The sequence below is a fragment of the Plantactinospora endophytica genome, assembly GCF_016862915.1.
Lineage (GTDB): Bacteria > Actinomycetota > Actinomycetes > Mycobacteriales > Micromonosporaceae > Plantactinospora > Plantactinospora endophytica.
Window position 1 is genome coordinate 411469 of the sequence record NZ_BONW01000001.1, and the last position, 19907, is coordinate 431375.

Here is a 19907-nt window from a genome sequence, read left to right on the forward strand (position 1 = left end):
CGAGGTGGCAAGCGGAGAAGTCCCGCTCGTCGTGTGCGTGTCGACCGACGTCGCGGTGCGGGAACGGGTGGTTCGACGACTGGACGACTTCGGTACCGTTGTGATCTGCTCGGATCTGTCCGAGTTGCGGGCAATGTTGTTTCCGATGGTCGGCAACGGGACCGATTCCGAACCGGGGCCGGTGAGCCTCGGTGACCTGTCCGTCGATCCCGGCGGCCATCTGGTCACCTGGCGCGGCGAACCGCTGGCGCTGACCCGGCTGGAAAGGGAACTGCTGGCCCGGCTGGCCAGCGCACCGCTCGGGGTGTGGACGTACGAGCGGTTGTTCGGCTCGGTCTGGGGCGGCGCCTATCTCGGCGACACCGCCATCCTGCATTCGGCCGTCAAACGGCTGCGCCGCAAGCTGCGGGCGGTCGAGGGCGGGCCGCAGGTGCAGACCGTGCGTGGCGTCGGCTACCGACTGGCTCCCGCACACTGACCGTCCGGCCGGGGCGCCGACCCGCCCCGGCCGGTCTGTCCGACCGCAGCCGCCCCCGACGCTCCGGTGCCGCCGTGCCACCATGGCGGGCGTGAGCACAGACACCCCGGCGCCGGCCTGGCCCGGTCAGCCGGATCCCCCGGTCAACCCCCGACGGCGGCGCTGGCTGCTCGCCGGCCTGGTCGGCTGGGGCGTACTGCTGCTGGTGCTCACCGTCGTCTCGGTCCAGCGCGACGAGCCGACCGTGAAAGAGCAGCGGAGCATCGCCGAGGCCGTACCGGTGGTGGATCGGGCACTCGGCGAACTCGTCGCGGCGGCCGGCCCGGACGTGGCCGTCGAACTCGCCGAACGACAGGTACGCGACGACTGCGAGCTGACCGTGCTCCGGGACGGTGCCACCCTGGACGCGACGGTCGTCGTACGCGCGCCGGAGGCGGACGTACCCGTGGTGCTGGACCGGATCGCGCAGCGGCTGCCGGCGGCGTACCAGGCCGTGGTGCGGCACAGCGCCGACGGGAGCCGGCACGCGCTGCGGGCCGACGCCGGTGACTTCGTCGCGGTCGAGGGCGGTCAACGCGGCCCCGGGGTGCTGGAGTTCACCGTCAGCACCGGCTGCCGACCAGTCTCCGGTGACCCGGACGACCGCCTCGTCCCGCCGCTGCGGCCGGCCGAACAGGATCCGCTGCTGCTGCTCGGCGCGCTCGGCGCCACCGAGCCGACCCCGCCAAGCCTGATCGCGGTGGACTGTCCCGGCGGTGGCAAGGTCTGGACGGCGCGCTCCGCCGGTCGGGGAGTGCCGGCCGGTCCGCCGAGCGCCCTGCTGCCCCGGCCTGCCGGTGCCGTCGTGGTCGCCGACACCGCCGACCTGTACGCCTACCGCAGCGGCCCGCTCAGCGTGGTGGTGGAGAGCGGCGACGGCCGGATCCGGGTCGCCACCACCAGCGGCTGCCCCTTCTGACCGACGCCGGCCAGCCGGTGCACCGGCCCGGTCAGCAGACCAGTCCCGTCAGTGGACCAGCCCGGTCAGTAGGCGAGCACGGGCAGTAGGCGAGCACGGTCAGTAGACCAGCGCCTGGGCGCCGTCCGCCATCGCCTCCTCGACGAAGACCGCCGCCCCGGCGATGCGTACGCCGGAGAGCACGTCGGCCTCGCCGATCTCCCGGCGGGCGGCGCACTGGGTGCAGACGGTGACCCGGCCGCTGCTCAGGATCACGTGCAGCAGCTCGGCCAGCGGTGCGGAGTGCGGCAGCTCGAACTCCTCGGCCCGACCGGGCAGGGCGAACCAGCTCGACTCACCGGTCAGCCAGAGTGACACGTCGACGCCGGAGGCGACCGCGGTGGCGGCCACGGTGAACGCCTGGGCGCAGCGTTCCGGCGAATCCGAACCGGCGGTGGCCTTGACGACCAGGGTACGAGCCATGCCGCCAGCATAGGATCTACCCGTCATGGTTACCGAGATTGGGTTCGTCAGCCTGCTGGTGGCGGGATTCGGCGCGCTCGCCGGCTACCTGATCTATCTGGCCGTGAGAATTTCGAGAGGACGTTGGTGAGTGCGAGGAGTGAGCCGGGTTTGCGAGCCCCGCAGTCACGAACGGAAGGGACACTGTGAGCGACAATCCCATCGGGCCGCCGCCCTGGCTGAACGCGCCGCCGGTCGAGCCGTACCCGTACGAGGAGACGTACGACCTGCGTAAGGGGCCGGACCTGCATCCGGCGCTGCTCGGCCTGCTGCCGTACGTCGGGCTGTGGCGGGGGCGCGGGCGGGGCGGGTTCCCCAGCATCGAGGACTTCGACTACGCCCAGGAGATCCGGATCACCCACGACGGGCGGCCGTTCCTCTACTACGAGTCGCGGGCCTGGATCCTGGACGAGCAGAGCCGGCCGGTCCGGCCCGCCGGACGCGAGGTCGGTTGGTGGCGGGCGGTGCTGGATGCCGAGGGCCGGGGCACCGACGAGCTGGAGGTGCTGCTGACCACCCCGACCGGGATCATGGAGCTGCACCTCGGCAAGGTCACCGGCACCAGGGTCGAGATCGCCACCGACGCGGTGGTGCGGTCCGCGACCGCCAAGGAGGTCACCGGCGGGCACCGGCTGTTCGGCATCGTCGAGGGGGCACTGCTGTACGCCCAGGAGATGGCCGCCGTGGGTCACCCGCTCTCGCCGCACCTCTCCGCCCGGCTGGTCCGGGTCGGCGGCTGAGGCACGGCAGTCTCACCCCGCCGGCAGGCGCAGCTCTCATTCTGTAGGTGCTCACCCGGGCGGGCGCCCACCTCGGGCGCTCACCCGGGTAGGCGCTCACGCCCGGGAGATGCTCGCCCCGGGCGGGCGTTCAACCCGGCGGGGCGGGGAAGCCGAGCAGGTCGCGGAGGGCGGCGGTGTGCGGCGACACGGGCAGCGGGACACCGTCGAGTTCGCGGATCTCGGCGAGTCCGCGTACCGACGAGCTGAACCAGACCCCGTCGGCCGTGTGCAGTTCGGCCGGGGTGACCAGCCGGTGGGCCGCCGTCCAGCCCAGCTCGTCGGCGTGCCGGAGCAACCAGTCCACGGTCACACCGGGCAGGATTCCGGTCTCCTCCGCCGGTACGGTGCACAGCACCCCGGCGGCCAGCCAGACCAGGTTGGCCGTCGGCCCCTCCAGGGCGTACCCGTCGGTCGAGGTCCACAGCACGTCGTCGACGCCGTTGCCGGCGGCCCAGCGCCGGGCCGCCTCGCTCAGCCCGTACGACGTGGTCTTGAGCCCGCCGAGCAGCCACGGCCGGCCGGTACGCGCGTCGGCCGCGACGCCGAGCGGCAGCGTCGCCACCCGGATGCCGTCCCGACGGGCCCGACGGGACACGGCCGGTACCCCGGAAAGGGTGGCGTAGACGGTCGGCCCGCCGCCGCCCTCCGGCCCCCGGGTGCAGACCAGCCGCAGCGCGCCCTCGGTCCCGGCCGGCCAGCCGGCGCAGGCGGTGTCGAGTAGTTCGCGTAGTTCGCCGGCCCCGGGCAGCGGCAGGTCCAGCGCCTGCGCCGCCCGGCCCAGCCGGGCCAGGTGCTCGTCGACCAGCCAGGGACGGCCGCCCCTGACGTGCATCGTCTCGAAGAGCCCGTCGCCCCGGAGTACGCCCCGGTCGTCGGCCCGGATCAACGGCTCGCCGGCCGGCACCACCCCCCGACCCAGCACGGCGACGACCGGCTGCTCGCCCGGCCCCACCGGCTGCTCACCCGGCCCCACCGGCTGCTCGCCCGGCAACATCGGCTGTTCGCCCGGCGCGACCGGCTGCTGGCTGGACATGACGCCGAGGGTAACCGCCGAAGCGTCGGTCCCCGCCGATGCGAACTATGCTTTGACGGTGTCGGAATCGTCACTGGCGGAGATGCTGCGTGCCCGCGGACTGCGGCTGACGGCGCAGCGACAGTTGGTCCTCGAAGCCGTGCTCGAACTCGGGCACGCCACGCCCGAGCAGGTGCACTCGGCGGTCCGCGAGGTCGCCGCCGGAGTGAACATCACCACGATCTACCGGACTCTGGAACTACTCGAACGCCTCGGACTTGTTACCCATACGCACCTGTCCCACGGGTCACCGACGTACCACAGCGCGGGTGAGGACACCCACGTGCATCTGGTCTGCCGGATCTGCGGGGCGGTGGACGAGGTCGATCCGGAGGTGTTCGGGCCGCTCTGCGAGAAGCTGGCGGCCGAACAGGGCTTCCAGGTCGACATCGGGCACGTGGCACTCTTCGGTGTCTGTGGCCGGAGCGATTGCGAGGAGCGGCGGGAATGATCGAGATCGCGGGTGCGGTGACTGTCGAGGCGATCGACGAAGAGACGCGGGACCGGCCGGCACCGGAACACGCCGCGGCCGGGGTACGCCCGGTGGCCGCGCACTACGGCGACCCGATGCGCGAGCAGCGGCTGCTCGCCACCGACGTCGGCCTGGTCGACCGGTCGCACCGGGGGATCATCGCCGTACCCGGGGTCGAGCGGGCGAACTGGCTGCACACCCTGACCAGTCAGCACCTCGCCTCGCTCGCCGCCGGCCAGGGCAGCGAACTGCTGGTCCTCTCCCCGCACGGGCACGTCGAGCAGCACGCGATGGTCGCCGAGGACGGCGAGACCACCTGGCTGGACACCGAGCCCGGGGACACCGACGGCCTGCTGACCTACCTGGAGAAGATGCGCTTCTTCACCCCGGTCGACCCCCGGGACGCCACCGCCGACTGGGCGCTGCTCTCCCTGGTCGGCCCGCGCGCGGTCGAGGCCGTCGCCACGCTCGGCGTGACCGGGCTGGCCGAACCGGACCTGCTCGGGGTGCCGGGTCCGAAGTTCGCCGCCGGCTCCGTGCCACCCCGACCGACCGTCGTGTACGACGTACGGCCGCTGGTCGGTGGAGGCTGGGCGCGTCGGGTCCGGCTCGGCGTCGACCTGCTGGTGCCCCGAGGGAGCATGGCGGAGGTGGTCGACACGCTGACCGCCTCCGGCATCCCGGTCGCCGGACTGTGGGCGTACGAGGCGGTGCGGGTGGCGCAGCGGCTGCCACGGGTCGGCTTCGAGACCGACCACCGGACGATTCCGGCCGAGGTGGGGCTGGTGGCTCCGGCCGTACACCTGGACAAGGGCTGTTACCGGGGCCAGGAGACGGTGGCCCGGGTGCACAACATGGGCCGGCCGCCGCGCCGGCTGGCGCTGCTGCACCTGGACGGGGTGACCACCGACCAGCTTCCGGCGGCCGGTGCCCCGGTCACCGTCGACGGGCGCACGATCGGCTTCGTCGGTACGGCGGTCCGGCACTTCGAGCTGGGACCGGTGGCGCTGGCGGTGCTGAAGCGGTCGGTACCGGACGACGCCGCGCTGCTGGTCGAGGGCTCGGCCGCCGCGATCGACCCGGACTGACCCGCCGCGATCGACTCAGCCCGCCGCGATCTACCCGGGGCGGCCTGCCGCGATCGATCCGGACCAGCCCGCCGTGATCGACCCGGGCCGGCCTGCCGTGATCGACCTGGGCAAGCCCGGTCCGGGCTCGACTAGGATCCCCGGCATGACGGGCACCTTGATCACGGTCGCGCCGACCGGCGCCGAGTCGGCGAAGGCGGACGTGCCGGCGCTGCCGGTCACCCTCGACGAGTTGCTGGTCACCGCCAAGGAGTGCGAGGCGCTCGGTGCCGCGGTGATCCATGTGCACATCCGGGACGACCAGGCCCGGCCCACCCTCGACCTGGGCCGACTGCGGGAGACCGTGGTCGCGCTGCGGGAGGGCACCAACCTGGTCGTGCAGCTCTCCACCGGGGGCGCGGTGACCGATCCGGAGGCGGACCGGCTGGCCGTGCTCGACGCCGAACCGGAGATGGCCTCCTGCACCATGGGTACGGTCAACTTCGGTGACGACGTCTTCCTCAACCGCTGGCAGTTCATCGTCGAGCTGCACACCCGGATGCAGGACCGGGGCGTCGTGCCGGAGTACGAGATTTTCGACCTCGGCCACCTGACCGCGCTGCGCCGCCTGCTCGACCGGTACGGCCTGCCGGCCGGCGGGCACGTGCACGTCGACTTCGTGATGGGGGTGCCGGGCGGTATGCCGGGCAGCACCGAGGCGCTGGTCGCCTGCCTCCAGGCGCTGCGGGACCTGCCGGACGGGACGACGTTCTCGGCGACCGGCATCGGCCGGAGCACCATTCCGGTGATGCTCGCCTCGGTCTCGGCCGGTGGGCACCTGCGGGTCGGCCTGGAGGACACGGTCACCTACGCCAAGGGGCGCCCGGTCGAGTCGAACATGCAACTGGTGGCCCGCGCGGTCGGGTTGGCCCAGCTCGCCCAGCGCCCGCCGCTGAGCCCCGCCCAGGCGCGGGAGCTGTTGGGACTCGCGGCACAGCGGTGAGGGGCGCCGGGTCGGGTCACCGGCCCGGTGGGTACCGTCCGCGACCATGGGCGAGATCTACGACGGCGGAGTTCCGCTGGTGGAGGCGGTCCGGTCGGGCTTCGTGGAGTCCGTACACCGGGGTTCCGTGGTGGTGCTGGACGCGACCGGCGCGGTACTGGCCGAGGCCGGTGACGTCCGGGGCCCGGTCTTCCCACGGTCGTCCAACAAGCCGCTCCAGGCGGTCGGCATGCTCCGGGCCGGGCTGCCGCTGACCGGTGCCGACCTGGCCGTCGCCTGCGCCAGCCACCACGGCGAGGACCCGCACGTCGAACGGGTCGAGGCGCTGCTGCGGCGGGCCGGGCTGGACGCCTCGGCGCTGCACTGCCCACCGGACCTGCCGCTGTCGGAGCAGGCCCGGGACGCGCTGCTGCGGGCCGGTGGCGGGCCGTCCCGGCTGCGGATGAACTGCTCCGGCAAGCACACCGGGATGCTGCTCACCTGCCTCGCCGCCGGCTGGCCGGTGGCCGGGTACTGGCGGCCCGAGCACCCGCTCCAGCAGCGGATCACCGCCACGGTGGAGGAGCTCACCGGCGAGCCGGCGGCGGCGGTCGGGATCGACGGCTGCGGTGCGCCGGTACTCGCCGGTTCGCTGACCGGGCTCGCCGCGGCGTACCTGCGGCTGGTCTCGGCCGAGCCGGGCTCGCCGGCCCGTACGGTCGCGGACGCGATGCGGGCGTACCCGGAGATGGTCGCCGGCACCGGCGACGAGGCGTACGACACCCGACTGATGACCGGGATTCCGGGACTGCTCGCCAAGAGTGGCGCCGAGGGCGTGGTCGCGGTGGCGGTACCCGGGGTCGGCGCGGTGGCCGCCAAGATCGACGACGGCGGGATGCGGGCCCGGATGCCGGTGCTGGTCTCGGCGTTGCGCCGGCTGTCGGTGGACGCCCCGATCCTCGACGAACTGGCCGAGTCTCCGCTGCACGGCGGCGGCGAGCCGGTCGGCTCGGTACGCACCCGCTGGTGACCTGAACGTCCTGATCGGTACGCACCCGCTGGTGACCTGAACGCCCTGGGTTGGTGATCGGCGTGTTCCGGGCTGGTGACCCGGCGGTGGCGGCGCTGACGCTGCTGACCCGGAAGGCGTGTCCCGGGTCCGGTCGGTGGCGTTGAGACGTGCCTAACTATTGCTAGCTTTCGCAAGCATTCTGCTTGCAGGAGCAAGCGTTGGTGGCTACCGTCGAGTCATGGCCAATCCGAAGGACCTTCCCCGGGACGTCGGTGGGTTCATCCGCGACCTCCGTCGCAACGCGAAGATCTCGTTGCGGCAACTGGCCGAGCAGGCCGGGGTGAGCAACCCCTACCTGAGCCAGATCGAGCGCGGGCTGCGCAAGCCGAGCGCCGAGGTGCTCCAGCAGTTGGCCAGCGCCCTGCGGGTCTCCACCCCGGTGATGTACCTGCGGGCCGGCCTGCTCGACGACCGCGAGGGGCAGGGCGTGCTCGCCGCCATCGCGGCCGATCCGGACCTGACGATGCCGCAGAAGCAGTCGCTCAGCCAGATCTACGAGACGTTCCGTCGGGAGAACATCCGGCACGGCGACGTACCGGCCGAACCGGGCGCTCCGGGCGCCGCCGCCGGGGAAACCGCCCGCACCGAGAGCGACCGGTACAGCGCCGAGGTGCCGGCCAGCGCTCCGAAGCCGGCGGACGACCCGGCGGAAGCCGTACTCGAATCGGTGGCGGTGACCGAGGCCGGCGCCGCCGCGCCACCCACCGGACCCCGGACCGGCGCGGAGGACACGCCGCCGGCCGCAGCCACGAAGAGGACCGCCAGGAAGGCGGTCAAGAAGGCCGGGCCGTCGGCTCCGACGGTCGCCTCGGCCCCTGACGAGGAGGAGCAGTCATGACCCAGCCCCGAACCGCCCGGATCCCCGCTCCGCTCTACGCGGTGGCCGGTGCCGGCGAACTCGCGTACCAGCAGTTGCGCCGGCTGCCCGCCGTGGTGAGCGGGCTCGGCGACGAGGCCACCCGGACCGAGCTGCGGGAGAAGGCCGTGGCGACCACCGCCGAACTGCGGGACAAGGCCGCGCTGACCCTGCGCAACGCCAACTCTGGCGCGGCGAACCTGCGGCACCGGGCCGCCAACGGCGAGTTGGACCTCGACCGGCTGCGCGAGGCGACCATCCGCAACGCGGCGGTGGTGGTGGCCGGCGCCCAGGCCGCCCAGGAGCGTGCCGTCGCCGTCTACGGCGACCTCGTCGCCCGGGGTGAGCGGGTCGTCGGCTCCGGCGTGGTGCAGGCCGCCGACACCGTCAACGCGGACATCACCGCCACCGAGGCACCGGCGGTCGGCGCCCCTGCCCAGCCGGTGCTGAGCACCACCCCGGCCGAGGTCGTCGACCAGGTCAAGGAGCCGGCCGCGTCGGCCGAGGCCGCCGCGACCGCCGCCGACACCACGCCGACCAAGGCCGTCACGAAGCGCCGCCCGGCGGCGAAGTCGACCCGCCCGGCGACCAAGCGCACCCGCCCGGCGACCGACGAGTAGGCCGGAGAGCAGCGATAAGCAGGCCACCGGGGGCCGGGCGACCGGCGAATCACGCTGACGGCGGGGACAAGAACGTGGTCGGGTGAGCCGGAGCGGGCCATCGGGGACCGGCGAAACAGGCCCGGTGGCGGGGAAGTAGGCGACCGGTGACCCCGGGTGGGTGCGGCAAGTGGCACACACCCGGGGTCACCGACATAAGCTTCACGCCATGGGCACAGCCGCGCCGATCTTCTACACCGACGTCGTCTTCATCATCAACCTGGTGCTGATCGTCTTCGCCCTCGTGACCCAGGGCGTCGCGCTCGTGCACTGCATCACCCAACGTTCGGACGCCTTCCCGGCGATCGGCACGCTCCCCAAGGGAGCCTGGGTCGCCATCCTGGCCGTCTGCCTGGTGCTCACCCTGCTGCTCTACCAGCCGATCAACATCTTCGCGCTGATCGGCATCGCAGCAGCGTTGATCTATCTGCTCGACGTCCGGGTCGGACTGCGTGACCTGACCGACGGCAAAGGCTTCTGGTGAGAGATTTCCGCTGGCCACCGCCGCCCGACGGCGGGCCACGGACGTACGGCCCCGGGCCGACCGCCCCGCGCAGCGGTCGGCCGGCGCTGCCCGATCCGGAGACCGAGCTGGTCGCCACCCCGCACGGCGTACGGCTGGAACGGCTGGTGACCGGCGACGGTGACCCGGTCACGGTGTTCGCACACGGGCTCGGCACCGGCATCTCCACCACCCGGCCGCTGGGCAGCGCGGTCAACGGTCGCAAGATCTTCTTCCAGTTCCGTGGCCACGGTCGGTCCGAGGCGCCGGAGGGCGAGTGGAGCTACGCCGACCTGGCCCGTGACCTGCGAGCCGTCGCCGACCTCGGCAACGCCAGTCGGGCGCTCGGGATCAGCCTCGGCGCGGGTGCGCTCTGCCGACTCCTCTGGGAGAGCCCGGGACGCTTCGAGCGGGCGGTCTTCGTGCTGCCGGCCGTACTCGACGAGCCCCGGCCGGAGGTGGCCCGGCGCCGGCTGACCGAACTGCTCACCGCCGTACGCAGCGGCGACGCCGCCGAGGTGGCCGAGGCGGTCGCCTTCGAGGTGCCAGCGGCGGTCCGCAACACCCCGGCCGGCTGGGCCTACCTGCGGCAGCGGGTGGACCAGTTGACTCGGGACGGGCTCGCCACCGGGCTGGCCAGCCTGCCCGGTCAGGTCGCCGTCCGGCAGCGCTCGGCCCTGGCGGCGGTCACCGCCCGTACCCTGGTGATCGGCTGTGCCGGCGACGACCTGCATCCGGTCGCGGTCGCCGAGCAGCTCGCCGAGGCGCTGCCGGCGGCGACCCTGCACGTCTACGACAAGCCCGGCCTGCTCTGGACGCACCGCACCGACCTGCGCGAACGGATCTCCGGCTTCCTCAACTGACCGCCGGGGCACCTCCGGCGCGACCGTGACCGCGACAGCGTCAGCGACCGGCACGAGCGCGGTCCCGCCGGCGTCGAGTTCTGGCTCGTCCCGGCGGGCTTCCGGTGGCACCGCAGCCAGACCGGCCGGGGTAACGTGGCGCACCATGGGCGTTTCCCAGCACGGCCGGACGCACCGGCTCGACCTCGCCGATCCGACCCTGCGGGAGTGGGAGTGCACGGTGCTCTCCGCCGATCCCGAGCAGGGGATCGTGCTCGACCGGTCGGCCTTCTACCCGGGCGGCGGCGGTCAACCGCCGGACCACGGCGTACTGCTCTGGCAGGGCGTGCAGACCCGGATCGTCGGCACCCGCAAGGGCGACGACCTCTACCTGATCCCCGCCGAGGGTGACCCGCTGCCCCCGGTCGGTACCGCCGTGACCGGCGCGCTCGCCGACGAGCGGCGCACCCTGCTGATGCGTACCCACTCCGGGTTGCACGTGCTCTGCGGTGTGGTGTTCCGGGACTTCGGTGCCCTGGTCACCGGCGGCAACATGGAAGCGGGCGAGGCGCGGATGGATTTCAACCTGCCGGAGGTGCCGTCCGACTTCAAGGCCCGGCTGGAGGAGCTGGTCAACAGCGAGGTCACCGCCGACCGGGCGGTCGCGGTGAAGGTGCTGCCCCGGGACGAGGCGCTGGCCCTGCCGGACATCATCCGTACCCAGTCCAACCTGATCCCCGCCGACGAGCAGGAGATCCGGATCGTCGACATCGTCGGGCTGGACGTGCAGGCCGACGGCGGCACGCACGTCGCCTCGACCGCCCAGATCGGCAAGATCCAGGTGGTCAAGGTGGAGAGCAAGGGGCGGGCCAACCGACGGGTACGGGTCCGGCTCGTCAACTGACCTCGCTCCGGAGAATCCGGGCGTTCCGACCTGCGGCGGAAATCCGGACGCGCGTTGTCAGATTTCGCTGTCAGGGTCGGGGCCATGACAGCAGAACTGACCGGAAAGGTCGCCCTCGTCGCCGGGGCCACCCGGGGCGCGGGGCGGCAGATCGCCGTGCAACTCGGTGCCGCCGGCGCCACCGTCTACGCCACCGGCCGGAGCACCCGGGCGAACCGCTCCGAGGTGGACCGGCCGGAGACGATCGAGGAGACCGCCGAACTGGTCACCGGGGCCGGCGGCGTCGGGATCGCGGTCCAGGTGGACCACCTCGTTCCCGAGCAGGTACGCGCGCTGGTCGAGCGGATCGACCGGGAGCAGGGCCGGCTGGACGTACTCGTCAACGACGTCTGGGGAGCCGACCGGCTGGTCGGGTGGTACAAGCCGATCTGGGAACAGAACCTGGACGACGGTTTTCGCACCCTGCGGCTCGCCGTCGAGACGCACATCATCACCAGCCACTTCGCGATCCCGCTGCTGATCCGCAATCCCGGCGGCCTGGTGGTGGAGGTCGGCGACGGCACCAAGGAGTACAACGACGAGAACTACCGGCTGTCGGCCTTCTTCGACCTGGCCAAGACCTCGGTGAACCGGCTCGCCTTCCTGTGGGCGCACGAGCTGAAGGAACACGGCGGCACGGCGGTCGCGCTCACCCCGGGTTGGCTGCGTTCGGAGTTCATGCTCGACGAGTTCGGCGTCACCGAGGAGAACTGGCAGGACGCCGCGGAGAAGCAGCCGCACTTCGTCATCTCGGAGAGCCCGGCGTTCGTCGGCCGGGCGGTCGCCGCGCTCGCCGCCGACCCGGACAGGGCCCGCTGGTCCGGGCAGTCCCTCTCCAGCGGCCAGCTCGCCAAGGTGTACGGCTTCACCGACCTCGACGGCAGCCAGCCGGACGCCTGGCGGTACATCGTCGAGGTGGAGGCCGCCGGCAAACCCGCCGACCCCACCGGCTACCGCTGACCGTCGTCCCAGCGGTAGCCGCCGACTTTCCAGCGGCTACCGCCGACTCTCCGTGCCGGCGGCTACCGCTGACTCTCGTAGAGCCGGCCGAGTCGGTGGGCGGCCGAGCTGAGCCGGGCACGTAACCCCGGCGGCTCCAGCACCTCGACCTCCGGGCCGAGGCTGAGCAGTTGGCCGTACGCGACGTCGGGGGACTCGACGGGCAGCCGGGTGACCACCCAACCCTGCTCGTCGGGCTCTCCGGCGTTCGCCTCGGCCTCCCGTACGGCGGGCGGCTCGGCGACGAACCGCAGCGCGTACCGGCCCTCGGGGCTGAGCCGTACGGTGATCTCGTCGGCCAGCAGGTGCCGGACGAACCGTTCCGCCTGGTCGGCCCAGTACTCGGCCAGCTCGAAGCCGTCGTCCCGGACGAACGTCTCGGAGCCCACCGTCACCTCGGTGATCCGGTCCACCCGGTAGGTCCGGTGCCCCGTACCGACCCGGGCCACCAGATACCAGCCACCCCCCTTGCACACCAGCCCGTACGGCTCGACGGTCCGGGTCACCTCCCGGCCCGCCCGGCGGTAGCGGAACTCGACCGTCCGGTCCTGCCACACCGCCTCGGCCAGCGCGGCGAGCCCGGCCGGCGGCTTCGCCTCCCGGAACCATCCCGGCACGTCGAGGTGGAACCGCCGCTCCACCCGGGTCGACGCGTCCCGCAGCCCGCTCGGCAACGCGGCCAGCACCTTCAGCCGGGCCGCCGCCACCACCTCGGTGAGGCCCATCTCGCCGGCCGGTCCGGGCAGCCCGGAGAGGAAGAGCGCGTCGGCCTCGGTCCGGCTCAGGCCGGTCAGCCGGGTCCGGTAGCCACCGAGCAGCCGGTAGCCGCCGGCCCGACCCCGGTCGGCGTAGACCGGGATGCCGGCGGCGCTGAGCGCCAGCACGTCCCGGTAGATCGTCCGTTCCGAGACCTCCAACTCGCGGGCCAGTTCGGCGCCGGTCATCGACTCGCGGTTCTGCAACAGCAGGACCAGGGAGATCAACCGGGCGGCGCGCATGCTTCCATCCTGCCCGCTGCCGCCGACACCTCCGCCGACGGCCGGGTCACGCGTCGCCGTACCGCCGGAAGTCGGATCGGCCGTTAGGCTTGCCGCTCGTGCAGACCCCCACCCCCAGCGAGCCGCGCCCCCGCCGGATCGGCTCGTTCCTCTCCGCGTTCGGCTCCGGCGTCGGCCTGCTGTTCCGGGGACTCGCGGTCTACGGCCGCAGTCCCAAGCTGGTACTGCTGGGCATCGTGCCCGCGGTGATCTCCGGGACGCTCTACCTGGCCGGTCTCGGCACGCTTATCTACTTCTCCGACGACCTCGCCGCGCTGATCACCCCGTTCGCCGACGACTGGTCGGAGTGGGCGCGCGACATCCTCCGGCTGACCGCCGGACTCGCCCTGCTCGGCCTGGGCGGACTGCTCGGGGTACTCACCTTCACCGCGATCACGCTGGTGATCGGCGACCCGTTCTACGAGAAGATCTCCGAAGAGGTGGAGGAGCGGCTCGGCGGGGTACCGGACGAGGTCGAACTCTCCTTCGGGCGTTCGCTGCGGCGCAGCATCGCCGACGCGGCGCGGCTGCTGGTCCGGTCGCTGCTGTTCGGCGTACCGCTGTTCTTCGCCGGCTTCATCCCGCTCGTCGGGCAGTTCGTCGTACCCGTGATCGCCGCGCTGGTCGGCGGCTGGTTCCTGGCGATGGGCATGGTCGGGGTGCCGTTCCAGCGGCGTGGTCTCCGGCTGCCGGACCGGCAGCGGGCGCTGCGGGAGCACCGGCCGCTGACCCTGGGCTTCGGGGCGGCGGTCTTCCTCTGCTTCCTGATCCCGCTGGGCGCGGTGCTGCTCACCCCGGCCGCGGTCGCCGGAGCCACCCTGCTGGCCCGCCGCACCCTCGGCCAGTCGATCGACCGGCCGACCGTGCCGGCCTGACCCGGGGAGCCGGCGTGCTGGAGATCGAGCTGGTCCAGGGCGACATCACCGCCCAACGGGTGGACGCGGTGGTCAACGCCGCCAACTCGTCGCTGCTCGGCGGCGGCGGTGTGGACGGCGCCATCCACCGCAGGGGCGGGCCGGCGATCCTCGCCGAGTGCCGCGCGCTGCGGGCGTCCCGGTACGGGCGCGGTCTGCCCACCGGTCAGGCGGTGTCGACCACCGCCGGCAACCTGCCGGCCCGCTGGGTGGTGCACACCGTCGGGCCGGTCTGGTCCGCCGAGGAGGACCGTTCGGCGCTGCTGCGGAACTGCTACACCAACAGCCTGGCCGTGGCGGACGAACTGGGCGCCGCCTCGGTGGCGTTCCCGCTGATCTCGTCGGGGATCTTCCGATGGCCGGTCGAGGACGCGGTCCGGCAGGCGTTGACCGTGCTGACCACCGCGCGGCCGGCCACCGTCGCCACCGCCCGCCTGGTGCTCTTCGACGCCGCCACCACCGCGACCGCGCTGCGGGTACGCCAGCAGTTCGGCTAGCGCGGAAGCTCAGGCGGAGGCGCGGAGTACGAGTTCGGTGTGGAGCAGGACGGTCGGCTCGATCCGCTCACCGGCGACCAGCCGGAGCAACTGGCGGGTCATCACCCGACCCAGGTCCTGGATCGGCTGCCGTACGGTGCTCAGCGGCGGATCGGTGTAGCCGGCCAGTTCGATGTCGTCGAAGCCGATCACCGCCACGTCCTCGGGCACCCGCCGACCGGCCTCGCGCAGCGTACGCAGGGCGCCGTGGGCCATCAGGTCGGAGGCGACGAAGACGGCGTCCGGCTCCGGATCCAGGGCCAGCAGCTGCCGCATCGCGACCGCACCCGACTCCCGGGTGAAGTCCCCGAACACCTCGACCGGTCGACGTCCGGCGTCCCGGATCTCGGCCCGGTAGCCGGCCAACCGGTCGATCCCGGCCACCATGTCCTGCGGCCCGGCGATGGTGGCGATCCGCTGCCGGCCGGACTTCAGCAGGTGCCGGACCGCGCCGCGTACGCCCACGACGTGGTCGACGTCGACGTACGGCACCGGGACGGGGGCGTGGCCGAGCGGGCGACCGCTGCACACCACCGGCAGGCCCGCCTGGGCGAGCGCGCCGGGCAACGGGTCGGCGCCGTGCAGCGAGGCGAAGAGTACGCCGTCCACGTGCCCGCCCATCGCGTACCGTTCGACCCGCTCGTGGCTGGCCGCCGACTCGGCCAGGGTCAGCACGAGCTGCTTGCCGGCGGCCTCCAACTCCCGGCTGACCCCGAGGATGATCCCGGGAAAGACCTGGTCGTCGGAGAAGACCCGGGTGGACGCCTCCGGCAGGATCAAGGCGACCGAGTCGGTCTGCTGGGTGACCAGGCTTCGCGCGGCGAGGTTGGGCACGTAGCCCAGCTCGCGCACGGCCCGCCGGACCGCCTGTTGGATCGGCTCGGCGACCGTGGTCGAGCCGTTCACCACCCGGGACACGGTGGCTCGGGACACTCCGGCCCGTTGAGCCACCGCCTCCAGCGTGGGCCGCGCGCGGGTCACCGCCATCTCCGCTCCTCAGCTCAGCCGCCGGGGAAATGGTTCCACGCGCGACTGAAGGTCAACAACCCCGTCGGGCGGGGTGACGGGGCCGGTTGACCGGTCAGCCGACGCGGAGCCCCTGCAACAGCCGGGCGTCACCGGCCACGTCCAGGGCGTCGAAGCCGAGCCGGCCCCAGAGGGCCAGCAGCAGATCACTGGCCGTACCCGAGATGTGGGCCCGAGCGTGATGGTCGTCGCTGTCCAGGATCGTGTCGGTGTCCAGCAGGGCGACGCCCTCACCGCGCAGCCGCAGGTACCACTCCTGGCCGGCGTCGGTCGCGACCAGTTGGACCACGCCGTGGAACGGCTGCTCGGCGGCGCGTCGGCCGGCCGGCAGATGGGTGTCCAGCACCTCGCTCACCCCGTCCGCCGCGAGCTTGGCCTCGATCGGCTCGCCGGCGGCGACCGCCATCTGGGCGTCCCAGCGGTGCACCGCGGTCTCCTGGGCCATCCGGCGGTGCCAGAACCCGACCTTCTTCGGCTGGGGCGCGTAGTTCCACGCCGGGGCCTCCGGGTCGAGCCGGTCCAGCACGGTCATGAGCTGGTCGAACTCCTGCCGCCACCACTCGACTGCGGCCGGGCCGGTCGGCAGCCCCTCGGGGACGGCGAGCGGCGCCGCCCGTTCGGTGTCGCCCCGGCTGACGATGCGGCGGGCCCGGGCGTAGACGGAGCCGAGATGGTGCACCAGATCGGTCATGGTCCACTCGGGACAGGACGGCACCCGGATGTCGAGCGGCGCCTCGGCGACCGCGGCGCCGAAGGTCGGCCCCTCGGCACGGAGTGCCCCGATCCAGAAGTCCTTGGTGCCGTGCAGTCTGGTCATGACGATCCTCCCGTGCGACCGGGCCGCCACCGGCCGGGCTACCTCTCAGCCTAGGGTGATTGGTGTGCCAGACGTTAATGCCCGTCCGATAAGTGCCGCCGACTCCGCCGATCCGATGCGATTGGCCGGTTATACGACTCTGCGGCTCGGCGGGGCGCCCCGGCAACTGGTCACCGCCACCCGAACGGATGAAATCAGCCAGAAACTGCGCGAGGCGGAGTTGCGGGCCGAGCCGGTGCTGGTGCTGGCCGGCGGGAGCAACGTGGTGGTCGCCGACGAGGGTTTCCCGGGTACGGTGCTGCTGGTCCGGTCCCGGGGATTCGAGGTCGTCGCCGAGGACGAGGCGACGGTGACCGTCCGGGTGGCGGCCGGCGAGCCGTGGGACGACCTGGTGGCGGCCACCGTCGAGGCCGGCTGGTCGGGGGTGGAGTGCCTCTCCGGCATCCCGGGTTCGGCCGGGGCCACCCCGATCCAGAACGTCGGGGCGTACGGGCAGGAGGTCGCCGAGACGGTCGTCGGGGTCGAGGTGTACGACCGGCTTACCGGCGAGGTGACCCGGATGGGCGCGGCCGAGTGCGGCTTCGGCTACCGGTCCAGCGTCTTCAAGTACAACGACCGGTGGACGGTGCTCACCGTCGACTTCCGGCTGTTCCGCTCGACGCTCTCCGCCCCGGTGCGCTACGCCGAGTTGGCTCGGGCGCTCGGCGTCGAGGTCGGCGACCGGGTGCCGCTGGGTGACGCCCGGTCGGCCGTACGCACGCTGCGCGCCGGCAAGGGCATGGTGCTGGATCCGGCCGACCCGGACACCCGTTCGGTCGGGTCGTTCTTCACCAACCCGGTGCTGGACGCCGGGGCGTACGAGGCGCTGCGGGAGCGGGCGGCCGAGTTGGGCGAACCGCCGTCTTGGCCGGGTGCGGGCGGCACGATGAAGGTCAGCGCCGCCTGGCTGATCGACAAGGCCGGTTACCCGAAGGGCTACCAGGGCTCCGGCGGGGTCGCCATCTCCTCCAAGCACACCCTGGCGCTGACCAACCGGAACGGCGGCTCGACCGGGGCCCTGCTGGCGCTCGCCCGGGAGATCCGGGACGGCGTGCACGACCGCTTCGGCGCCACCCTGTACCCGGAGCCGGTACTGGTGAACTGCGCCCTCTGAGCTGCGCCTCTTGAACTGCGCCCTCTGACCTCGGGTTCCGGAGATCAACCTCCGTCGGTGGGAGGCGCCCGGCGAAGTCCCTTGCGGCGCAAGGTACCATGTCCAGCATGGTTACTGTCGATGCCTGGTACCGCTAGATGTCGGCGCCGAAACCCGAGGCGCTGCCCGGCCAACTCCGCCGGGGCACCTTGGAATACTGCGTCCTCGCGCTGCTCCGGTCCGGCGAGCACTACGCCCTCGACCTCGTCCGGGAACTCGGCGCGGTCGACGGCATGGTGACCAGTGAGGGCACCATCTACCCCCTGTTGTCGCGGCTGCGCCGGGACGGTCTGGTGGAGACCGCCTGGCACGAGTCCCCGAGCGGACCACCCCGCCGGTACTACCGGCTGACCACCGCCGGGCGGAATCGGCTCGACCAGTTCGTCGGCGAGTGGATCCGGTTCCGCGACGCCGTGGACTCCCTCGTCATCCCCAAGGAGACCGCATGATGCCGACCACCCCTGACACACTCGTCCGGCGATACCTGCGCCGGTTGCGCGCCGAACTCGCGCCACTGCCGGCCGACCGCCGGCAGGAGGTGCTCGACCAGATCGGCGAGCACATCGCCGTACGCCGGGCGGAGCCGGACGTGCGGACCCTGGCCGAGGTACGCGCGATGCTGGACCGGCTCGGCGACCCGGCCGTGCTCGGCGCGGACGCCCGGGAGCGGTTCGGTGTCCCGCCCCGGCGCCGGGGCCCGTTGGAGACACTGGTGCTGGTCTGCTGCGGGCTCGGCCCGTTCCTGGTGCTGGTGCCGGCCGTCGCCGTGCCGTTCGGGGCGGTCCGGCCCTGGCACGTCGTCCCGGTCGCCGTCGCGGCGCTGGTCTGGCTCTCCCGGTTCTGGCTGATCCGGGACAAGCTCGCCGCCACCGCGATGCTGCTCGGCTGCGTGGCCGTCTTCGTCCTGCTCGACCTGCTGGGCTTCGAGGACACCGGCCTGGGCTCACTGGCCCTGCTGCTGTTGGCGCTCTTCGTGCCGTTCGGCGCCGCCACCTGCTACCTGGCCCTCCGGATGTCGCGTCTCAGCACCGTCGTACCGGCCCGGGCCGGTATCGGCTGACCCGGTTGCCGGTGGTAGCAGCGCCGGCCGGCGCCGGGCGGCGATGTCCTCGATCCAGCCGAGCAGCAGCACCGCCACGGCGGTCAGCAGGCACACGCCGGCCAGCCGCAGGCCGAGATGGGCGGCCGAGTCGAAGGGGAGCAGCGGGTCGAGCAGCATGGTGACCGCCAACCCGGCGGGGATGTGCCAGAGGTAGATGGTGACCGCGCGGGCGTTCACCAGCCGCAGGGCCCGGCCCAGCGGGCGTGGGCCGGCGAACCGGTGCAGTTCGGGCCGGAGTCGGAGCAGCGCCGCGACCCAGGCCATCGACCACAGGGTGGAGCCACCCGGGATGTGGTTGAGGTCGAGGTCGCCGTTCGTCGCCACGGCGACCGCGAGCCAGCTTCCGCCGGTCACCGCCAGGCCCGCCACCAGGCAGCCGTACCAGCGGGCGGGGATGCGGTGCAGCAGCCCGTCGTGGTGGGCGAAGCCCAGCAGCCAGCAGGCGAGGTAGCTGGCGACGAAGTAGCCGACGCCGACGCCGGCCAGGTGCAGCCCGACCGGCAGCGCGGTGCCGAGGGCGAGGGTCGGCCAGGGCCAGCGGCGGAACGCGCCGAGCAGGGCCGGGGAGAGCAGCACCAGCCAGAGGTACGTGACGACGTACCAGAGGCCGAGGTGCAGCGCCCAGGACCAGGGTTGGTCGCCGGCCGGTGGCACCCGCAGGGGTACCAGCCACCAGAGCAGTTCGCCCCAGCCGAGCGGACCGGCCGGCGCGGTACGCCAACCTGCGGCGGTGACCAACAGGAGCGCTGCGGCACCGTACGCCCAGTACGGCAGCAGGAGGCGTCGCAGTCGCCGGCCGATGGCCCGGTTGCCGCTCCGGTCCAGGGACGCCACCATCAGCGAGCCGCCGATGCCGAACATCAGGCCCATCGCCGGCAGCAGCAGGCTCAGCCAGAGCCAGCCGGACACGTGGTAGACCAGCACCCGGACCAGTGCGCCGGCCCGGAGCAGGTCGAGATAGCGGTCCCGGTCCGGTGCCGGATCCTCGGCGCGGCCGGTGGGCGGCGCCGGAGTCGGAGTTCCGGCAGGCGCGTTCGGCACGACTGTCTCGGCGGCCCCGGTCGCCCCACTGATCACACCAGCCACGGTATCCCCGCA

25 protein-coding genes are annotated in these 19907 nt (G+C 72.9%); 19 read left to right on the top strand and 6 right to left on the bottom strand.

Features of this window, described 5'->3' with window-relative positions:
- The first annotated feature begins 4 nt into the window (after nucleotides 1-4).
- Entirely contained in the window at nucleotides 5-478 is a 474-nt protein-coding gene (locus Pen02_RS01780) for a winged helix-turn-helix domain-containing protein (RefSeq protein WP_239139881.1), read from the top strand.
- A gap of 91 nt (nucleotides 479-569) precedes the next feature.
- On the top strand, nucleotides 570-1436 hold the full coding sequence (locus Pen02_RS01785) for a hypothetical protein (RefSeq protein WP_203864092.1): 867 nt from the start codon (nucleotides 570-572) through the stop codon (nucleotides 1434-1436).
- Between the two features lie 99 nt (nucleotides 1437-1535).
- On the opposite strand, the gene Pen02_RS01790 is transcribed toward Pen02_RS01785, so the two are convergent.
- Nucleotides 1536-1898 (bottom strand): DsrE family protein, encoded by a 363-nt coding sequence (locus Pen02_RS01790; RefSeq protein ID WP_203864093.1) that lies wholly within the window; start codon nucleotides 1896-1898, stop codon nucleotides 1536-1538.
- A 25-nt stretch (nucleotides 1899-1923) separates the two neighbouring features.
- On the opposite strand from Pen02_RS01790, the gene mtfM reads away from it, so the two are divergent.
- Entirely contained in the window at nucleotides 1924-2028 is a 105-nt protein-coding gene (gene mtfM / locus Pen02_RS42430; RefSeq protein ID WP_275413544.1) for a small membrane protein MtfM, read from the top strand.
- A gap of 55 nt (nucleotides 2029-2083) precedes the next feature.
- Nucleotides 2084-2677, top strand: a complete 594-nt coding sequence (locus Pen02_RS01795; RefSeq protein WP_203864094.1) for a heme-binding beta-barrel domain-containing protein — start codon at nucleotides 2084-2086, stop codon at nucleotides 2675-2677.
- A gap of 130 nt (nucleotides 2678-2807) precedes the next feature.
- Here Pen02_RS01795 and Pen02_RS01800 read toward each other — a convergent pair whose 3' ends face one another.
- Nucleotides 2808-3752: an aminotransferase class IV gene (locus tag Pen02_RS01800; protein ID WP_239139883.1), complete on the bottom strand. Its 945-nt coding sequence runs from the start codon at nucleotides 3750-3752 to the stop codon at nucleotides 2808-2810.
- Between the two features lie 58 nt (nucleotides 3753-3810).
- Between Pen02_RS01800 and Pen02_RS01805 the strand changes: the two genes are divergently transcribed.
- The 10 genes from Pen02_RS01805 to Pen02_RS01850 all read left to right on the top strand — a co-directional run bounded on the left by Pen02_RS01805 (nucleotide 3811) and on the right by Pen02_RS01850 (nucleotide 12146).
- Nucleotides 3811-4242 carry a Fur family transcriptional regulator gene (locus tag Pen02_RS01805; protein WP_203864095.1) on the top strand — a complete coding sequence of 144 codons (432 nt, stop codon included), beginning with the start codon at nucleotides 3811-3813 and terminating at the stop codon, nucleotides 4240-4242.
- On the top strand, nucleotides 4239-5351 hold the full coding sequence (gene ygfZ, locus Pen02_RS01810; protein WP_203864096.1) for a CAF17-like 4Fe-4S cluster assembly/insertion protein YgfZ: 1113 nt from the start codon (nucleotides 4239-4241) through the stop codon (nucleotides 5349-5351). Before Pen02_RS01805 ends, ygfZ begins: the two co-directional genes overlap by 4 nt.
- 145 nt (nucleotides 5352-5496) lie before the next feature.
- Complete coding sequence (locus tag Pen02_RS01815; protein ID WP_203864097.1) at nucleotides 5497-6333, top strand: beta-keto acid cleavage family enzyme; 837 nt, start codon at nucleotides 5497-5499, stop codon at nucleotides 6331-6333.
- A gap of 46 nt (nucleotides 6334-6379) precedes the next feature.
- Complete coding sequence (locus Pen02_RS01820) at nucleotides 6380-7342, top strand: asparaginase (RefSeq protein WP_203864098.1); 963 nt, start codon at nucleotides 6380-6382, stop codon at nucleotides 7340-7342.
- A 220-nt stretch (nucleotides 7343-7562) separates the two neighbouring features.
- Nucleotides 7563-8222, top strand: a complete 660-nt coding sequence (locus Pen02_RS01825) for a helix-turn-helix domain-containing protein (protein WP_203864099.1) — start codon at nucleotides 7563-7565, stop codon at nucleotides 8220-8222.
- Nucleotides 8219-8860 (top strand): hypothetical protein, encoded by a 642-nt coding sequence (locus Pen02_RS01830; RefSeq protein WP_203864100.1) that lies wholly within the window; start codon nucleotides 8219-8221, stop codon nucleotides 8858-8860. The genes Pen02_RS01825 and Pen02_RS01830 overlap by 4 nt, the downstream gene beginning before the upstream one ends.
- 208 nt (nucleotides 8861-9068) lie before the next feature.
- Nucleotides 9069-9383: a DUF2516 family protein gene (locus Pen02_RS01835; protein ID WP_203864101.1), complete on the top strand. Its 315-nt coding sequence runs from the start codon at nucleotides 9069-9071 to the stop codon at nucleotides 9381-9383.
- The gene (locus Pen02_RS01840) at nucleotides 9380-10264 is read left to right on the top strand and encodes an alpha/beta fold hydrolase (protein WP_203864102.1); all 885 of its coding nucleotides are present in this window, start codon (nucleotides 9380-9382) and stop codon (nucleotides 10262-10264) included. Before Pen02_RS01835 ends, Pen02_RS01840 begins: the two co-directional genes overlap by 4 nt.
- Nucleotides 10265-10409: 145 nt before the next feature.
- Nucleotides 10410-11147 (top strand): alanyl-tRNA editing protein, encoded by a 738-nt coding sequence (locus Pen02_RS01845; RefSeq protein ID WP_203864103.1) that lies wholly within the window; start codon nucleotides 10410-10412, stop codon nucleotides 11145-11147.
- A gap of 84 nt (nucleotides 11148-11231) precedes the next feature.
- Nucleotides 11232-12146: an SDR family oxidoreductase gene (locus Pen02_RS01850; RefSeq protein WP_203864104.1), complete on the top strand. Its 915-nt coding sequence runs from the start codon at nucleotides 11232-11234 to the stop codon at nucleotides 12144-12146.
- 62 nt (nucleotides 12147-12208) lie between these two features.
- On the opposite strand, the gene Pen02_RS01855 is transcribed toward Pen02_RS01850, so the two are convergent.
- Nucleotides 12209-13183 (bottom strand): helix-turn-helix transcriptional regulator, encoded by a 975-nt coding sequence (locus Pen02_RS01855; RefSeq protein WP_203864105.1) that lies wholly within the window; start codon nucleotides 13181-13183, stop codon nucleotides 12209-12211.
- Nucleotides 13184-13281: 98 nt separating this feature from the next.
- On the opposite strand from Pen02_RS01855, the gene Pen02_RS01860 reads away from it, so the two are divergent.
- Nucleotides 13282-14097, top strand: a complete 816-nt coding sequence (locus Pen02_RS01860) for an EI24 domain-containing protein (RefSeq protein WP_372445541.1) — start codon at nucleotides 13282-13284, stop codon at nucleotides 14095-14097.
- A 17-nt stretch (nucleotides 14098-14114) separates the two neighbouring features.
- Nucleotides 14115-14633, top strand: a complete 519-nt coding sequence (locus Pen02_RS01865) for an O-acetyl-ADP-ribose deacetylase (RefSeq protein ID WP_203864321.1) — start codon at nucleotides 14115-14117, stop codon at nucleotides 14631-14633.
- A gap of 9 nt (nucleotides 14634-14642) precedes the next feature.
- Here Pen02_RS01865 and Pen02_RS01870 read toward each other — a convergent pair whose 3' ends face one another.
- Together Pen02_RS01870 and Pen02_RS01875 are read right to left on the bottom strand one after the other, a co-directional pair.
- Nucleotides 14643-15659 carry a LacI family DNA-binding transcriptional regulator gene (locus tag Pen02_RS01870; protein WP_203864106.1) on the bottom strand — a complete coding sequence of 339 codons (1017 nt, stop codon included), beginning with the start codon at nucleotides 15657-15659 and terminating at the stop codon, nucleotides 14643-14645.
- 94 nt (nucleotides 15660-15753) lie between these two features.
- The gene (locus tag Pen02_RS01875; RefSeq protein ID WP_203864107.1) at nucleotides 15754-16515 is read right to left on the bottom strand and encodes a maleylpyruvate isomerase family mycothiol-dependent enzyme; all 762 of its coding nucleotides are present in this window, start codon (nucleotides 16513-16515) and stop codon (nucleotides 15754-15756) included.
- A 64-nt stretch (nucleotides 16516-16579) separates the two neighbouring features.
- Here Pen02_RS01875 and Pen02_RS01880 point away from each other — a divergent pair, with 64 nt between their 5' ends.
- The 3 genes from Pen02_RS01880 (at nucleotide 16580) to Pen02_RS01890 (ending at nucleotide 18767) form a co-directional block, all read left to right on the top strand.
- Nucleotides 16580-17668, top strand: coding sequence for a UDP-N-acetylmuramate dehydrogenase (locus tag Pen02_RS01880; RefSeq protein WP_275413545.1), 1089 nt, complete (start codon nucleotides 16580-16582; stop codon nucleotides 17666-17668).
- A 137-nt stretch (nucleotides 17669-17805) separates the two neighbouring features.
- The gene (locus Pen02_RS01885) at nucleotides 17806-18156 is read left to right on the top strand and encodes a PadR family transcriptional regulator (protein ID WP_203864109.1); all 351 of its coding nucleotides are present in this window, start codon (nucleotides 17806-17808) and stop codon (nucleotides 18154-18156) included.
- On the top strand, nucleotides 18156-18767 hold the full coding sequence (locus Pen02_RS01890; protein WP_203864110.1) for an HAAS signaling domain-containing protein: 612 nt from the start codon (nucleotides 18156-18158) through the stop codon (nucleotides 18765-18767). The genes Pen02_RS01885 and Pen02_RS01890 overlap by 1 nt, the downstream gene beginning before the upstream one ends.
- Here the strand turns inward: Pen02_RS01890 and Pen02_RS01895 are convergent.
- Nucleotides 18651-19886 carry an acyltransferase family protein gene (locus Pen02_RS01895; RefSeq protein ID WP_203864111.1) on the bottom strand — a complete coding sequence of 412 codons (1236 nt, stop codon included), beginning with the start codon at nucleotides 19884-19886 and terminating at the stop codon, nucleotides 18651-18653. The genes Pen02_RS01890 and Pen02_RS01895 overlap by 117 nt on opposite strands.
- Nucleotides 19887-19907: the final 21 nt, after the last annotated feature.

Excerpts from the sequence above, each read along its gene's own strand:
- Pen02_RS01790 (WP_203864093.1), bottom strand. The coding sequence starts at position 1,898 with ATGGCTCGTACCCTGGTCGTCAAGGCCACCGCCGGTTCGGATTCGCCG.
- mtfM (WP_275413544.1), top strand. The coding sequence starts at position 1,924 with ATGGTTACCGAGATTGGGTTCGTCAGCCTGCTGGTGGCGGGATTCGGC.
- Pen02_RS01800 (WP_239139883.1), bottom strand. The coding sequence starts at position 3,752 with ATGTCCAGCCAGCAGCCGGTCGCGCCGGGCGAACAGCCGATGTTGCCG.
- ygfZ (WP_203864096.1), top strand. The coding sequence starts at position 4,239 with ATGATCGAGATCGCGGGTGCGGTGACTGTCGAGGCGATCGACGAAGAG.
- Pen02_RS01815 (WP_203864097.1), top strand. The coding sequence starts at position 5,497 with ATGACGGGCACCTTGATCACGGTCGCGCCGACCGGCGCCGAGTCGGCG.
- Pen02_RS01820 (WP_203864098.1), top strand. The coding sequence starts at position 6,380 with ATGGGCGAGATCTACGACGGCGGAGTTCCGCTGGTGGAGGCGGTCCGG.
- Pen02_RS01825 (WP_203864099.1), top strand. The coding sequence starts at position 7,563 with ATGGCCAATCCGAAGGACCTTCCCCGGGACGTCGGTGGGTTCATCCGC.
- Pen02_RS01830 (WP_203864100.1), top strand. The coding sequence starts at position 8,219 with ATGACCCAGCCCCGAACCGCCCGGATCCCCGCTCCGCTCTACGCGGTG.
- Pen02_RS01835 (WP_203864101.1), top strand. The coding sequence starts at position 9,069 with ATGGGCACAGCCGCGCCGATCTTCTACACCGACGTCGTCTTCATCATC.
- Pen02_RS01845 (WP_203864103.1), top strand. The coding sequence starts at position 10,410 with ATGGGCGTTTCCCAGCACGGCCGGACGCACCGGCTCGACCTCGCCGAT.
- Pen02_RS01850 (WP_203864104.1), top strand. The coding sequence starts at position 11,232 with ATGACAGCAGAACTGACCGGAAAGGTCGCCCTCGTCGCCGGGGCCACC.
- Pen02_RS01855 (WP_203864105.1), bottom strand. The coding sequence starts at position 13,183 with ATGCGCGCCGCCCGGTTGATCTCCCTGGTCCTGCTGTTGCAGAACCGC.
- Pen02_RS01870 (WP_203864106.1), bottom strand. The coding sequence starts at position 15,659 with ATGGCGGTGACCCGCGCGCGGCCCACGCTGGAGGCGGTGGCTCAACGG.
- Pen02_RS01875 (WP_203864107.1), bottom strand. The coding sequence starts at position 16,515 with ATGACCAGACTGCACGGCACCAAGGACTTCTGGATCGGGGCACTCCGT.
- Pen02_RS01885 (WP_203864109.1), top strand. The coding sequence starts at position 17,806 with ATGTCGGCGCCGAAACCCGAGGCGCTGCCCGGCCAACTCCGCCGGGGC.
- Pen02_RS01890 (WP_203864110.1), top strand. The coding sequence starts at position 18,156 with ATGCCGACCACCCCTGACACACTCGTCCGGCGATACCTGCGCCGGTTG.